This is a genomic window from Intrasporangium calvum DSM 43043, from assembly GCF_000184685.1.
Lineage (GTDB): Bacteria > Actinomycetota > Actinomycetes > Actinomycetales > Dermatophilaceae > Intrasporangium > Intrasporangium calvum.
In genome coordinates this window covers 409,035-423,718 of the sequence record NC_014830.1, presented here as the reverse complement: position 1 = coordinate 423,718, position 14,684 = coordinate 409,035, and the positions used below count along the sequence as shown (strand labels likewise).

Annotated in this window: 11 protein-coding genes; 8 read left to right on the top strand and 3 right to left on the bottom strand. The window is 68.2% G+C overall.

Annotation, left to right across the window (positions count from 1 at the left end; all coding sequences use genetic code 11):
- Positions 1-128 precede the first annotated feature (128 nt).
- Complete coding sequence (locus INTCA_RS01985) at positions 129-1,523, bottom strand: MFS transporter (RefSeq protein ID WP_013491259.1); 1,395 nt, start codon at positions 1,521-1,523, stop codon at positions 129-131.
- Positions 1,520-3,019, bottom strand: coding sequence for an MFS transporter (locus INTCA_RS01980; protein WP_013491258.1), 1,500 nt, complete (start codon positions 3,017-3,019; stop codon positions 1,520-1,522). The genes INTCA_RS01985 and INTCA_RS01980 overlap by 4 nt, the downstream gene beginning before the upstream one ends.
- A gap of 355 nt (positions 3,020-3,374) precedes the next feature.
- Here INTCA_RS01980 and INTCA_RS01975 point away from each other — a divergent pair, with 355 nt between their 5' ends.
- From INTCA_RS01975 to narI, 5 genes are read left to right on the top strand one after another with little or no spacing between them, the layout of a single operon-like run.
- Positions 3,375-4,172, top strand: a complete 798-nt coding sequence (locus INTCA_RS01975) for a helix-turn-helix transcriptional regulator (protein WP_148236453.1) — start codon at positions 3,375-3,377, stop codon at positions 4,170-4,172.
- A complete protein-coding gene (locus INTCA_RS01970) occupies positions 4,169-7,879 on the top strand; it encodes a nitrate reductase subunit alpha (RefSeq protein WP_013491256.1) in 3,711 nt (1,236 codons plus the stop codon). The genes INTCA_RS01975 and INTCA_RS01970 overlap by 4 nt, the downstream gene beginning before the upstream one ends.
- Positions 7,880-7,905: 26 nt before the next feature.
- Entirely contained in the window at positions 7,906-9,558 is a 1,653-nt protein-coding gene (gene narH, locus INTCA_RS01965) for a nitrate reductase subunit beta (RefSeq protein ID WP_013491255.1), read from the top strand.
- Positions 9,555-10,331, top strand: a complete 777-nt coding sequence (gene narJ / locus INTCA_RS01960; protein ID WP_013491254.1) for a nitrate reductase molybdenum cofactor assembly chaperone — start codon at positions 9,555-9,557, stop codon at positions 10,329-10,331. Before narH ends, narJ begins: the two co-directional genes overlap by 4 nt.
- Positions 10,328-11,077: a respiratory nitrate reductase subunit gamma gene (gene narI, locus INTCA_RS01955; protein ID WP_013491253.1), complete on the top strand. Its 750-nt coding sequence runs from the start codon at positions 10,328-10,330 to the stop codon at positions 11,075-11,077. Before narJ ends, narI begins: the two co-directional genes overlap by 4 nt.
- A 75-nt stretch (positions 11,078-11,152) precedes the next feature.
- Here narI and INTCA_RS01950 read toward each other — a convergent pair whose 3' ends face one another.
- Entirely contained in the window at positions 11,153-11,755 is a 603-nt protein-coding gene (locus INTCA_RS01950) for a TetR/AcrR family transcriptional regulator (protein ID WP_013491252.1), read from the bottom strand.
- A gap of 130 nt (positions 11,756-11,885) precedes the next feature.
- Between INTCA_RS01950 and INTCA_RS01945 the strand changes: the two genes are divergently transcribed.
- From INTCA_RS01945 to INTCA_RS01935, 3 genes are read left to right on the top strand one after another with little or no spacing between them, the layout of a single operon-like run.
- Positions 11,886-12,683 (top strand): enoyl-CoA hydratase-related protein, encoded by a 798-nt coding sequence (locus INTCA_RS01945; RefSeq protein ID WP_013491251.1) that lies wholly within the window; start codon positions 11,886-11,888, stop codon positions 12,681-12,683.
- A gap of 51 nt (positions 12,684-12,734) precedes the next feature.
- Entirely contained in the window at positions 12,735-13,886 is a 1,152-nt protein-coding gene (locus tag INTCA_RS01940; RefSeq protein ID WP_013491250.1) for an acyl-CoA dehydrogenase family protein, read from the top strand.
- Between the two features lie 50 nt (positions 13,887-13,936).
- Positions 13,937-14,683 carry an SDR family NAD(P)-dependent oxidoreductase gene (locus INTCA_RS01935; protein WP_013491249.1) on the top strand — a complete coding sequence of 249 codons (747 nt, stop codon included), beginning with the start codon at positions 13,937-13,939 and terminating at the stop codon, positions 14,681-14,683.
- The last annotated feature ends 1 nt before the right edge of the window (position 14,684 follow it).

Below are 14,684 nucleotides of genomic sequence, written 5' to 3'. Positions count from 1 at the left end.
TGGGGGGTCATGGCGTGGAAGGGCACGGGTTGCGAACTGCTCTTTCGATGGCTCGGGGCGGGAGGGGCGGCACCGCTGGGCTCGTGGGGGACGAGCCCAGCGGCATACGGCCGGGTGGGTGGGCTCGGTCAGCCCGGCTTCGGGGCACCCGGACGGGCGTAGCGCCACCAGATGATCCCGGTGCACATGACCGCCCAGGCGATGCCGAGGATGTAGAACATCGTCGGCGACATGATGGTCAGGCCCACACCGAAGAGGAACGGACCGAACGCGGCGATGGCCGCCGTCCACCCGATGACACCGCCGGCCTGGCGCCGCTCGAAGATCATCGGCATCTGCTTGAACGTCGACGCGTTGCCGATGCCGGCGAAGAGGAAGATCGCGAGCATCCCCCAGAGGAACCTGGTGAAGCCACTGTCCAGCGCAGCGGCCGACGACGTGTCGGGGGTCAGCGCCGGGATCGTGTAGGCGATCGAGGCGATCAGGCCGAGCGCCGAGACGAGCGTCCACTTGGCGCCGCCCATCCGGTCGGTGAGCGGCGAGAACAGGACGCGGGCGCCGGCACCGACGAGGGGGCCGAGGAAGACGAACTTGACCACGTCGGGCACGGCGTAGCCGTCGATGAGCAGGGTGGCCGAGGCCCCCGCGCCCTTGACGATCTCGCTGTTGCCGATGCCGTACAGGTTGGCCATGAGCAGACCGAACTGGGCCGACAGGCCGGAGAAGGTACCGAAGGTCATGATGTAGAGCAGCGTCATCCACCAGGTGTCCTGGTTGCTGAAGATGTCGAACTGCTGTCGGACGTTCGCCTTGATCGGGACCGACTTGAGCATCGTCCACGCGAGGATCGCGCCGACCACCATGAGCGGGATCCACACGAAGGCGGCGTTCTGGTACCAGACCTGCTGGGTCGGCTTGCCCGGCATCTCGAGCATCTGGCTGCCCCCGAAGATGCCGAGCGCGCCGATGGCGATGAGGTATGGCGTGAGGAGCTGGACGATCGAGACGCCGAAGTTTCCGATGCCGGCCTGCAGCCCGAGCGCCGTGCCCTGCATGCGCCGCGGGAAGAAGTAGGAGGTGCTCGGCATGAAACCGGAGAAGGCACCCCCACCGATGCCGGCGAGGAAGGCGAGGACCATGAGTTCCCAGTACGGTGCCGTCGGGCTCTGGACCCGGACGCCCCAACCGAGGGTGGAGGCGATGAGCAGGAGCGAGGTCAGCGAGACCATCTTCCGGGTGCCCATGATGGGCGGCAGCACCATCCAGACCAGTCGCAGCAGACCGGCAGCGAGGCCGGGCATGGCCGCCATCCAGTAGAGCTGGCCCTTGCTGAACGAGTAGCCGAGCAGGTTGAGCTTGGGGATGATGGCGCTCGGCAGGAACCAGGCGATGAACGCCAGGGTCAGGACGAACGTCGTGACCCAGAGGGTGCGCCAGGCCAGGGACTTGTCCCAGGTCTGTTCGTTCTCGGGATCCCAGGCCTCGAGCCACTCCCCCGTGGCGGGTGCGGTCTTGGTCGTCATGCGCGAGCCTCCGTCGTTTGCTTCTCGGTGCCCGTCGCAGGAGCGTGGGCGGTCTCTGGGGTGGTGGTCGGGGCGGTCGTGGTGGTCGGGGCGCTCGTGGTGGTGGTGCCGACGTGCAGGCTAGGCGATCCGGTCGGCTCGCTCGCGTCGAGCGGCTCGGCGTGGGCCGCCTCGATGAGCGGGTTGTGGGCCGGCGGCGGCTCGAACCAGTCGGACAGGTGCGGCGAGCCCTCGTGCAGCATGTGCACCACCGTCCAGTGCATCCACACGGCGCACGCGAGCGTCAGCAGGAAGATGACCAGGAAGGTGCTCGAGGCGAACCCGAGCCAGCTGTTGGAGTAGGCGAACAGCGGGGGGAGGGCGAAGCCGCCCAGTCCACCGAGCATCCCCACGAGGCCGCCGACCGGGCCGACGCTCCTCGGGAAGTACTCCGGGATGTGCTTGTACACCGCGGCCTTGCCGATGCCCATCGCGCAGCCGAGGAGGAAGACGAGGATCGCGAAGGGCACGAGCCCGATGCTGTAGTTCCAGTGCTCGGTCAGGGTCCCGTCGGCCTGCTGGATGACGACGTGGCCGTTCGGCATCATGAGGATCCCGCTCGTCACGAGCATCGCCGTGAAGGTGAAGTACATCCCCCGCCGGGCACCGAACGTGTCGCTGAACCACCCACCGACGGGCCGGAGCAGCGAGGCAGGAAAGATGAACGTCGCCGTGAGCAGCGCCGCGGTCCAGAGGTCGACGCCGAAATTGTCGACGTAGTACTTGGGCAGCGACACCGAGAGGGCGACGTAGGCGCCGAAGACGGCGACGTAGTAGAGGCCGAACCGCCACACCCGAACGTCCTTGAGCGGCGTCAGCATGGTGGCGACCGGCTGGCTCCGGCCCGGCATCCTGTCGTGGTGGGGCGTGACGACCCAGGTCAGGACGGCGATGGCGACGAGGAGGACGGCGTAGATGGCCGGCACGAGCCGCCAGCCGCCGTCGACTCCGAAGAGGTAGGTGGCGCCTGCCGTCCCCGTGATGATCGCCGGTCCGATGAACTTGGTCACCGAGGCTCCGACGTTGCCGGCGCCGAAGACGCCGAGGGCGAACCCCTGACGCTCCCGGGGGTACCAGGCGGCGTTCCAGGCGATGCCGACCGAGAAGAGGTTGCCCGCGAAGCCCACGAGGAAGGCCAGCACGAGGAGCATCAGGTAGCTCGTCGCCTGGGACACGAAGTACGCGGGGACCGCGGTGGCCAGGAGCATCGCCACGGTGACCTTGCGGCCGCCGATCCGGTCGGTGAGCATCCCCGCGGGCAGGCGCCACATGGACCCGTTGAGGATCGCGACCGCCGAGACCCAGGCAAGCTCGACGTTGCTGAGGCCGAGCTCCTTCTGGATCGGGATGCCGAGGATGCCGAACATCATCCACACCGCGAACATCACGGTGAAGGCCGTCGTGGACATCACGAGGACGCGGGTCCGACCCGTTGATCCTGCCGATGAGCCGCTCATCTTGTCTCCGTCTAAATTGGCGGAACGATTCCGTTTAACTTGGGCAGCCGGTGAGGGGCAGTCGACCCGCTCAATCCCTCGGTCCATCATTCAGCACCCGGGGTCGACGGTCAACTACAGTACGTAGTAGGTTGCCGGCCATGCAAGTTGAGCCCGTGGGATCCGCCTCACAGTACGAGGAAATCCTCCATTCGGTGGCGGATTGTGCGGAGTTGGAACGCCGGAGCGCGGTCCGCCCAATGGTCACGGGACCTGGCGGGACAAACGTGCTTAGATGGAGGAACGGCGTTCCTCTAAATTACGTCATGAAGATGTTCGCTAATTGAAGGGCAAGGCTGTGGCACAAACCGCGAGTGTGAGCGCCGGTCCCGGCACTGACCTGCTGGGATCGCCCGTTCGCAGGACGATCGTCGACACTCTCGCCAACCTCCCGACGGGCGTCGACCCCGAGAGCGGCGCCGTCATCCCCCACCCGGGGCTGCGGGCGCAGGACCTGGCCAACCGGCTCGGCCTTCACGTGACGACGGTCCGGTTCCACCTCGACCAGCTCGTCGCCGCCGGGCTGCTGCGGACCTCCTTCCAGCGTCGGAAGGAGGCGGGACGCCCGCGCAAGCTCTATGCGATCGAGCAGGGGTCGCTCGGCCACGTCACCTCCGACCAGTCCTACCGGATGCTGACCGAGCTGCTCGTCGAGACGCTCAGCTCGGGCAGCGATGCGATGCCCAACACGCCTGAGGAAGCCGGCGCCCGCTGGGGTCGTCGGCACGTCCTCGACGGCCACGTCGGGCTCATCGGCCAGCAGGCGGCCCGGTCCCCCGGCCGGTGGCTCGGCAAGATCGGCCAGATGGTCGACCTGCTCCGGGAGTGGGGGTACAGCCCCGAGGTGTCGACGACAAATGACGGTCGCACCGCCCGGGTCGCCCTCCACGACTGCCCCTTCCTGCCCCTCGCCAAGGACAACACGGCCGTCGTCTGCGGGATCCACCGCGGGTTGATCCGGGGAGTCCTGGAGGCCCTGGGCGAGGACTCGACCGAGGTCGGCCTCACCCCCTTCGTCGCCCCCAGCCTCTGCATCGCCGCCCTGACCACCCACTCGAGCTTCGAGCACCCCACCACGCTCAACCACCCGCCTCGACAAGGAGATCACCCATGAACGCCTCCCCGACCGGCCTCACCGAGACGGGCCTCGACGGCCCCTTGAGCGAGGCTCTCGTCGGAACTCGCCGGTTCTTCACCAAGGCGAAGGTGTCCGAGGACAAGCGGAGCATGGAGGCCAAGGGCGGGCGCACCGGCGACGCCTTCTACCGTGACCGCTGGAGCCACGACAAGGTGGTGCGCTCCACGCACGGCGTCAACTGCACCGGTTCCTGCTCGTGGAAGGTGTACGTCAAGGACGGCATCATCACGTGGGAGGCGCAGCAGACCGACTACCCGAGCCCCGGTGCGGACCGACCGGACTACGAGCCGCGCGGCTGCCCGCGCGGCGCTGCCTTCAGCTGGTACACCTACTCGCCCACCCGGGTCCGGTACCCGTACGTGCGCGGTGTCCTGCTGGAGATGTACCGGGCCGCCAAGTCGGCCCACGGCGGTGACCCCGTGCTGGCGTGGGGGTCCATCGTCGAGGACCCCGACAAGTCGCGGCGCTACAAGAAGGCGCGCGGCAAGGGCGGTCTCGTGCGGGCCACCTGGGAGGAGGTGACCGAGCTCGTCGCCGCCGCGCACGTGTACACCGTCAAGCGGTTCGGCCCCGACCGGATCGCCGGCTTCTCCCCCATCCCGGCGATGTCGCCCGTGTCCTATGCGTCCGGCGCCCGCTTCCTCGAGCTCGTCGGCGCGCCGATGCTCTCCTTCTACGACTGGTATGCCGACCTGCCCAACGCGTCGCCCCAGATGTTCGGTGACCAGACCGACGTGCCCGAGTCGGGCGACTGGTGGGACGCCGGCTACCTCATCATGTGGGGCTCCAACGTGCCGCTCACCCGCACGCCCGACGCCCACTGGATGACCGAGGCGCGTTACCGGGGCCAGAAGGTCCTCGCCGTCGCGCCCGACTACGCCGAGAACGTCAAGTTCGCCGACGAGTGGGTCACCACGGCTCCGGGCACCGACGGCGCCCTCGCCATGGGGATGGGACACGTCATCCTCAAGGAGTACTTCGTCGACCAGCAGGTCCCCTTCTTCGCCGACTACAACAAGCGGTTCACCGACCTGCCCTACCTGATCAGCCTCGTCCGCGGCGACGACGGCACGTACCGACCCGGCAAGTACCTGGTCGCCGGCGACATCGAGGGTGGCCCCAAGTCCGACTCCGAGAACGCCATGTGGAAGCCCGCCGTCCTCGACGCGGCCACGGGAGAGGTCGCGATCCCCAACGGCTCGATCGGCGACCGCTTCGGCGACGAGGGGCTCGGCCGCTGGAACCTCGAGCTCGGTGACCTCGACCCCGCACTGAGCCTGTACGGCCACCACGATGAGGCCGTCGAGGTCTCGCTCCCGCGCTTCGACGCCGCGGACGGCAGGGTCGCCCACGAGAGCCGCGGAGTGCCCGTGCGCCGCGTCGGCGACCACGTCGTGACCACGGTGTTCGACCTGCTGCTCGCCCAGTACGGCGTGGCCCGGGAGGGCCTTCCCGGAGCGTGGCCGACCGGCTACGACGACCCGTCGGTCCCGGCGACGCCCGCCTGGCAGCAGCAGCACACCTCCGTGCCGGCCGAGCAGGTCACGCGACTGGCCCGGGAGTGGGCGCAGAACGCGATCGACACCACCGGCCGCGGAATGATCCTGCTCGGGGCGGGGACCAACCACTGGTTCCACAGCGACCAGATCTACCGCGCGATCCTGTTGCTGACGACGATCACCGGGACCCAGGGCCGCAACGGCGGCGGTTGGGCGCACTACGTCGGCCAGGAGAAGATCCGGCCCATCATGGGCTTCCAGCACATGGCCTTCGCCCTCGACTGGCAGCGTCCGCCGCGGCACATGAACCAGACGGCCTACTGGTATGTCCACACGTCCCAGTACCGCTACGACACGTTCAGCGCCGACGACCTCGACTCCGGCACCGGCGTGTTCGCCGGCAAGAGCGTCATGGACCTGCTCGCGCAGTCGGTGCGCCTCGGCTGGACGCCCAGCTACCCGACGTTCGACCGCAGCTCGCTCGACCTCGCCGACGACGCCGAGGCCGCCGGCATGGAGCCGCCGGCCTACGTCGTGCAGCAGCTCAAGGAGGGCAAGCTGCACTTCGCCGTCGAGGACCCCGAGGCCGAGAACAACTACCCTCGCATTCTCTCGCTGTGGCGCTCCAACCTGCTCGGCAGCTCGGCGAAGGGCAACGAGTACTTCCTCCGGCACCTGCTCGGAACCGACAGCGCCGCAACGGCCGAGGAGGCCGGGCCGGACCAGCGCCCGGCCACGATCCGGTGGGCCGACGAGGCGGGCGAGGGCAAGCTCGACCTGCTCATGACCATCGACTTCCGCATGACGAGCTCGACGATCTTCAGCGACGTCGTGCTGCCCGCGGCCACGTGGTACGAGAAGCACGACCTCAGCACGACCGACATGCACCCCTTCATCCACTCGTTCAACCCGGCGATCAACCCGCCGTGGCAGACGAAGTCGGACTGGGACGCGTGGAAGGCCGTGGCGAAGAAGTTCAGCGAGCTGGCGGTCGACCACCTGGGCACCCGGAAGGACGTCGTCGCCAAGCCCCTCTGGCACGACACCCCGGAGGCCATGGCGACGGTGCACGGTGTGGTCAAGGACTGGCGGGCGGGCGAGTGCGAGCCGGTCCCCGGCAAGACCATGCCGGTCCTCGCCGTCGCGGAGCGCGACTACACGGCCATCTACGACAAGATGATCACGATCGGCCCGCTGCTGGAGAAGGTCGGCATGCTGACCAAGGGCGTCGCCTACGACGTCAAACGGGAGGTCGAGATCCTGCGCGGCCGCAACGGCGTCCAGCACGGCGGGGTCGGGAACGGCCAGCCGAAGGTCGAGACCGACGTCCAGATGGCCGACGCGATGCTCCACCTGGCCGGCGTGTCCAACGGCCACCTGGCGACCCAGGGGTTCCGGTTCCTCGAGAAGCGGACCGGCACCCAGCTGGCCGACCTCGCCGCCGAGCACGAGGGCAAGCAGATCACCTTCGCCGACACGCAGGTCGCCCCCGTCCCGGTCATCACGTCGCCGGAGTGGTCCGGGTCGGAGTCCGGTGGTCGGCGCTACAGCCCGTTCACGATCAACATCGAGCGGAGCAAGCCGTTCCACACGCTCACCGGCCGGCAGCAGTTCTACGTCGACCACGACTGGTTCCTCGGCATGGGCGAGATGCTCCCGGTCTACCGGCCGCCGCTGAACATGACGACGCTCTTCGGGGAGAGCCCGATCGGCGAGCAGAACGAGCTCGGGGTGTCGGTGCGCTACCTGACGCCGCACAACAAGTGGTCGATCCACTCGGAGTACCAGGACAACCTCTTCATGCTCTCGCTGTCCCGCGGCGGCCAGTCCGTGTGGATGAGCGACCGCGACGCGGCGAAGATCGGGGTGAAGGACAACGACTGGATCGAGATGGTCAACCGCAACGGCGTCGTCGCGGCGCGGGCCATCGTCAGCCACCGGATGCCGGAGGGCACGGTCTACATGCACCACGCGCAGGACCGGCTCATCGACGTGCCGCTGACCGAGCGGGACCACAAGCGCGGTGGCATCCACAACAGCCTGACGCGAATCCTGTTGAAGCCCAACCACATCGTCGGCGGATATGCCCAGCTGGCCTACTTCTTCAACTACATCGGCCCCATCGGCAACAACCGGGACGAAGTCACCATGATCCGTCGCCGCACGGCGCCCGTCGAGTACTGACCCATCTCCACCGGAGGACGCAAGCAATGAAGATCATGGCCCAGATGGCGATGGTGATGAACCTCGACAAGTGCATCGGCTGCCACACGTGCTCCGTCACGTGCAAACAGGCGTGGACCAACCGCGCCGGCACCGAGTACGTCTGGTTCAACAACGTCGAGACGCGTCCCGGTCTCGGCTACCCCCGTACCTACGAGGACCAGGAGACCTGGGAGGGCGGCTGGGTCCGCAAGGCCAACGGGCGCCTGACGCTCAGGGCCGGCGGACGGTGGAAGAAGCTCGCGACGATCTTCTCCAACCCCAAGCTGCCCTCGATCGAGGACTACTACGAGCCGTGGACCTACGACTACGCGACCCTGCTCAGCTCGCCCGCGTCGAGCACGTTCCCGGTCGCGAGGCCGCAGTCGCTCATCAGCGGCAAGCAGATGAACATCCAGTGGTCGGCGAACTGGGACGACGACCTCGGCGGGAGCCTCGAGCACGCCGCCAAGGACCCGATGCTCAAGGGCATCGAGGACAAGGTGAAGTTCGAGTTCGAGCAGACCTTCATGTTCTACCTGCCGCGGATCTGCGAGCACTGCCTCAACCCGAGCTGTGCGGCGAGCTGCCCGAGCGGGGCCATCTACAAGCGCAGTGAGGACGGCATCGTCCTCGTCGACCAGGACAAGTGCCGCGGGTGGCGGATGTGCGTGTCCGGCTGCCCCTACAAGAAGGTCTACTTCAACCACAAGACCGGCAAGGCCGAGAAGTGCACCTTCTGCTACCCGCGCATCGAGGTCGGCATCCCGACGGTCTGCGCGGAGACGTGCGTCGGCCGGCTGCGCTACATCGGCCTCATGCTCTACGACGCCGACAAGGTGCTCGAGGCGGCCTCGGTCGAGAACGACCACGACCTCTACGAGGCCCAGCGTGACGTCTTCCTCGATCCCAACGATCCAGCGGTGGCGCACGCGGCCGAGCAGGCCGGCATCCCGCTCGACTGGATCGAGGCGGCGAAGAAGTCCCCGGTGCGGCGACTCATCCAGGACTACAAGGTGGCCCTGCCGCTGCACCCGGAGTACCGCACCATGCCCATGGTCTGGTACATCCCGCCGCTGTCACCCGTCGTGGACGTCGTGCGTGACACCGGCTTCGACGCCGAGGACAAGGGCAACCTCTTCGCGGCCATCGAGGCGCTGCGCATCCCGGTGGAGTACCTCGCCAACCTCTTCACGGCCGGCGACGTCGAGCCGGTCAACGACGTGCTGCGCAAGCTCGCCGCGATGCGCTCCTTCATGCGCGACATCAACCTCGGCGGGGACCCGGACGCCTCGATCGCCGAGGCGGTCGGCATGGACGCCGAGTCGATGTACGAGATGTTCCGCCTCCTCGCGATCGCGAAGTACGACGACCGCTACGTCATCCCGACGGCCCACGTCGAGCAGGCCCACGGCCTCGAGGAGCTCGCGACCGAGTGTCCCGTGGACTTCGACTACGAGCCGACGACGGGGATCTTCGGGGAGGGATCTGGCGACCTGACGCCCGTCGCGGTCGAGAACTTCCGGATGCTCGAGGAGCGCCAGAAGTCCGACGAGCTGGTGGCCGGCGGCTCGAAGCGAGGCCGCGTCAACCTGCTCAACTGGGATGGCAAGGGGGCCCCGCGGGGCCTGTTCCCGCACCGGAAGAAGCAGGACCGATGAACCCGTTCCGGCGCCTCGCGAAGTCCCAGTCGTCCCGGCTGCGCGACGACCACCTGCAGGCCGCGTGGCAGGCGGTCTCCCTGCTGCTCGACTACCCGAGCGAGGAGTCCGTCGGCCGGCACCCGCTCATCCGCCGCGCCATCGCTCCGCTTCCCGACGCCGTCCGTATGCCGCTCACCTCCTTCCTCGACCACGTGGCCTCCCAGCCCCTCCAGGCTGTCCAACGCGAGTACGTCGAGACGTTCGACCACACCCGCAAGTGCTGCCTCTACCTCACGTACTTCACGTTCGGTGACACCCGACGTCGTGGCGTGGCGCTCGTGCAGTTCAAGCAGGCGTTCCAGAAGTCGGGGGTCGAGCTGTCCGCGGACGAGCTGCCCGACCACCTCGGGGTGGTCCTGGAGTTCGGCGCGACCGCCGACCGTGAGGCGGCGTGGAAGCTGCTCGGCGACTACCGGGCCGGCATCGAGATGCTCCAGGTCGCCCTGGACGACCGGACCTCACCGTGGTCAGCGGTCATCGAGGCCCTCCGCGCCACGCTGCCCGAGCTCGACGGCGACGGCCTCACTGCGGTCGCCCGCCTCATCGAGGCAGGCCCACCACAGGAGGAGGTCGGTCTGGACGGTTACGCGCTCGACCCACGCCTCACCGAGAACCCGGCCGAGCGGCATCCGAACCCATCCGGGGCGCTGGCCCCGGTGTCCCCCCCGACGACCCGCGTTACCGAGTCCGTCTCCCTCGGCAGCACGATCCGCGTAGGAGCCCCGTCATGAGCACCTTTCTCTGGGTGATCTTCCCGTACATCTGCCTGGCGGTCTTCGTCGTCGGCCACTGGTGGCGTTACCGCTACGACAAGTTCGGCTGGACGACCCGCAGCTCGCAGCTCTACGAGTCACGCATGCTGCGGTGGGGTTCGCCGCTCTTCCACTTCGGGCTGCTCGGCGTCGTCGGCGGCCATGTCATCGGGCTGGTCATCCCGCAGTCGTGGACCGAGGCCGTGGGGATGAGCGAGACCCTCTACCACTGGGTCGCCGTCATCGGCGGGATGATCTCCGGCCTCATGGTGCTTGCGGGACTCGTCATCCTCATCTACCGCCGGCGCACCGTGGGTCCGGTCTTCTCCGCCACGACGCCCATGGACAAGACGATGTACTTCTTCCTCGCCCTCGTCATCGTCCTCGGCATGTGGAACACCATCGCCTCGAGCATCTTCGGGCTCGGCGGCAGCGAGGGGCACGCGTTCAACTACCGCGAGAGCGTCTCGTTGTGGTTCCGGCAGATCTTCTACGGCCAGCCCGATCCCGGGCTCATGGCCAACGCCCCGCTCGGGTTCCAGCTGCATGCGCTCGTCGCGTTCTTCCTCTTCGCGCTGTGGCCGTTCACCCGCCTGGTCCATGTCTTCTCGGCCCCGCTCGGCTACGTCACCCGGCCCTACATCGTCTACCGCAGCAAGGACGAGCGCGAGGGAACCGCGGTGGGCACCCGGGCGCCGAAGCGCGGATGGGAACGCGTGCAGTAGCGGCCCCCTGCCCACCCCAGCTCGAGTGTGCAGTTCCTGCCGTCGACTTCGGCAGGAACTGCACACTCGAGTTGGTCAGGGGCGGATGGCGCGGAGCAGCAGATCGAGCTGACGGTCGGCGTAGCCGTCGACGTCGTAGGTCTTCGCGAGGCGCCAGTGCTTCAGTGCCCAGCCATGGGCAGTGAGCACGAGGTTGTGGACCACGAGCTCGGCGTCCACGTCGGTGAAGGCGCCTGACGCGATCCCCTCGAGGATGACGTCCCGGAGCGGCGCGGCGGTCTCGATCTCGAGCTTCTTGATCTCGTCGCGGCCGTCCGGCGACAGGGTGAGGCCCTCGCGGTAGGTGAGCAGCGCGCCCTCCCGGTTCTCGTCGATGACGTCGACGTAGGCCCGGTAGCCCGCCCGGAGACGAGCCACGGGGTCGGGACCGGCCGCCGCTATGGCCGACGGGATCCGGTCCCGGAACTGCCCGAGGATGTCGACGATGACGGAGCGCAGCAGGTCTTCCTTGTTGCCGAAGTACTGGTAGATCAGGCCGACACTCAGGCCGGCTCGCTCGGCCACCTGATGAGTGGTGGCCGCGTGGAACCCGAGCTCCTGGAAGAGCTCGACCGCGGCCTGGATGATCTCCACCCGGCGGCGCTGCATGCGCTCCTGGCGCGTGACCGCGGTTGCCACCTCGTTGCTCCTCCTTGGGGAACGGAGCCGCCCGGCACCTTCGCCGAACCCCGTCAGACCATTGACGAAGAAGCGCTCTCCTCCTACATTAATGAATGAACGTCCATTCAACAAGCAACGGAGCAGGCGAATGAGCAACTACGAGGACATCACCTACGTCGTCGAGGACAGTGCCGCGATCGTCACGATCAACCGCCCCGACCGCTACAACGCCTTCCGAGCCAAGACGGTCGACGAGCTCATCAAGGCCTTCCGCAGCGCCTGGGCCGACCACCAGGTGCGCTCGGTCATCCTCACCGGCGCCGGCGAGAAGGCCTTCTGCACCGGTGGTGACGTCAAGCAGCGCGCCGAGACCGGCGACTACGGCCCCAGCGAGTCCGGCATGTTCGAGATCGGCTACCTCCACAAGCTGATTCGCGACATCCCCAAGCCGGTCATCGCTGCCGTCAACGGTGTCGCCGTCGGCGGCGGCCACGTCCTCCACGTCCTCTGTGACGTCTCCATCGCCGCTGACACGGCCCGCTTCGGGCAGGCCGGCCCCAAGGTCGGCTCCTTCGATGCCGGCTTCGGCTCGGCCTACCTCGCCCGCGTCGTCGGGGAGAAGAAGGCGCGCGAGATCTGGTACTGGTGCCGGATCTACGACGCCCAGGAGGCACTGGCGATGAACCTCGTCAACAAGGTCGTCCCCGCCGCCGAGCTGCTCGCCGAGGCCAAGTCCTGGGCGGCAGAGATCTCCGACAAGAGCCCGACGGCGATCAAGTTCCTCAAGCAGTCCTTCAACGCCGACACCGACCACCAGGCCGGCTTCTCCAACATGGCGATGACCGCGCTCGACATCTTCGTCGCCTCCGAGGAGGGCATGGAGGGCGCCGCGGCCTTCGCCGAGAAGCGCAAGCCCGACTTCGGCAGCAAGGTCAACTGGCACTGAGTGCCGAGACCCCTCCTCTCCCCCACCGCCGCTCCGTCACGAAGGATCGATATGCACTACGCGTTCGACGAGGACCAGGACACGTACGCCCACGAGGTGCGCAAGTTCGCGGTCAAGACGCTCGCCCCGCACTACCAGTCCGACGACAAGGCGGCGGAGTTCCGGCGCCAGCTCGCCCTCGACATGGCGGCCATGGGGCTGACCGGGCTGCGCATTCCAGAGGAGTACGGCGGCCAGGAGGCGACCGCGGTCATCGCGGGCATCGCGGCGGAGGAGGTGGGGCGCGAGGACTTCAACGCCGGCTACCTCATCATCAACACCGCGCTGATCAGCGACATCATCGTGCGCAACGCGACGGACGAGCAGAAGGCGGCCTGGCTGCCCGGCATCGCCTCCGGGGAGACCATCCCGTGCATCTGCATCACCGAGCCCGGGCACGGCACCGACGCCGCGAGTCTCGAGCTCAAGGCCACCCCGAGCGCCGACGCGACCGGCTGGACGCTGCACGGCGAGAAGACGTCCATCACCCTGGGCATGGCCTCGGACCGCGCGGTCGTCCTCGCCCGCACCGGCGGACCCGGCGCCCGCGGGGTCAGCGCGTTCTGGGTCGACCTGCACCACCCCTCGGTGAGCCGCAGCGCCTTCGACGACCTCGGCAGCCGGGCCATCGGCCGGGCCAGCCTCCACTTCGACGGCACCCCGGTCAGCCGCGCGGACCTCATCGGCGAGGAGGGTGCCGGCTTCGTCTCGGTGATGCAGGGCTTCGACTACTCCCGGGCCATCATCGGGCTGCTCTGCATCGGGGCCGCGCAGGCCAGCCTCGACGAGGCGATCCAGTGGGCCCGGGACCGCGAGGCCTTCGGCGCCCCGATCGGCACCTTCCAGGGAGTGTCGTTCCCGCTCGCCGAGGCGGCCACCTACCTCAAGGGCGCCCGCCACGTGTGCTTCGAGGCGCTCTGGCGCAAGGACACCGACCAGGAGCACAGCGCCGAGGCGGCCATGGCGAAGTTCTGGGCCCCCAAGCTCGCCGCCGACGTGATCCACCAGTGCCTGCTCACCATCGGGCACATCGGCTACTCCTCGGAGCACAAGGTCGGCCAGCGGCTCCGCGACGTCATCGGCCTCGAGATCGGCGACGGCACGGCACAGGTCTCCAAGCTCGTCATCTCACGAAACCTGCTGGGCCGGAAGTACGCGCCCTGACGCGAAGCCAGCCCAGCGGCATACCCCATCCACGTCACGAAGGAACCACCATGAACAGGCTCGAAGGCAAGATCGCCATCGTCACGGGCGCCGCCCGCGGACTCGGCCGCGGCATCGCCGAGCGGCTCGCCGCCGAAGGCGCCGTCGTCGTCGTCACCGACGTCAACGCCGACGGCGCCCAGCAGACCGCCACCGAGCTCGGCGGCTCCGCCCTGGGGCTCGGCTGCGACGTGTCCGACTACGGTTCCGTCGCCGCGATGGTCGCCGACGTGAAGGACCGGTTCGGCCGCGTCGACGTGCTCGTCAACAACGCCGGCTGGGACAAGGCCGCGCCGTTCCTCGACCTCGACCAGGACCTCTGGCCGAAGATCATCGGGATCAACCTCTACGGCGTGCTCAACACGATGAAGGCCGTCCTGCCGATCATGGCGGAGCAGGGCTCCGGGTCGGTCGTCAACATCAGCAGCGACGCCGGCCGGGTCGGCTCGTCCGGCGAGGCGGTCTACTCGGCGGCCAAGGGCGGTGTCATCGCCTTCACGAAGTCGACGGCGCGGGAGATGGCCCGCAAGCAGGTGCGCGTCAACGTCATCTGTCCCGGCCCGTCCGACACGCAGCTCTTCGCCGAGTTCGCCGGCGACAACCAGGGCCTGCGCGACGCCCTGACCAAGGCCATCCCGCTGCGCCGCCTCGGCCAGCCCTCCGACGTCGCGGGCGCAGTCGCCTACTTCGCCTCCGATGACTCCGTATACGTGACGGGCCAGACGCTGAGCATCAGCGGCGGCCTGACCATGAGCTGAA

What these genes read in the sequence shown, in the direction of transcription:
- INTCA_RS01940 (WP_013491250.1), top strand. Translation starts at nt 12,735, where the DNA reads ATGCACTACGCGTTCGACGAGGACCAGGACACGTACGCCCACGAGGTG.
- INTCA_RS01985 (WP_013491259.1), bottom strand. Translation starts at nt 1,523, where the DNA reads ATGACGACCAAGACCGCACCCGCCACGGGGGAGTGGCTCGAGGCCTGG.
- narI (WP_013491253.1), top strand. Translation starts at nt 10,328, where the DNA reads ATGAGCACCTTTCTCTGGGTGATCTTCCCGTACATCTGCCTGGCGGTC.
- INTCA_RS01980 (WP_013491258.1), bottom strand. Translation starts at nt 3,019, where the DNA reads ATGAGCGGCTCATCGGCAGGATCAACGGGTCGGACCCGCGTCCTCGTG.
- INTCA_RS01945 (WP_013491251.1), top strand. Translation starts at nt 11,886, where the DNA reads ATGAGCAACTACGAGGACATCACCTACGTCGTCGAGGACAGTGCCGCG.
- narJ (WP_013491254.1), top strand. Translation starts at nt 9,555, where the DNA reads ATGAACCCGTTCCGGCGCCTCGCGAAGTCCCAGTCGTCCCGGCTGCGC.
- narH (WP_013491255.1), top strand. Translation starts at nt 7,906, where the DNA reads ATGAAGATCATGGCCCAGATGGCGATGGTGATGAACCTCGACAAGTGC.
- INTCA_RS01935 (WP_013491249.1), top strand. Translation starts at nt 13,937, where the DNA reads ATGAACAGGCTCGAAGGCAAGATCGCCATCGTCACGGGCGCCGCCCGC.
- INTCA_RS01970 (WP_013491256.1), top strand. Translation starts at nt 4,169, where the DNA reads ATGAACGCCTCCCCGACCGGCCTCACCGAGACGGGCCTCGACGGCCCC.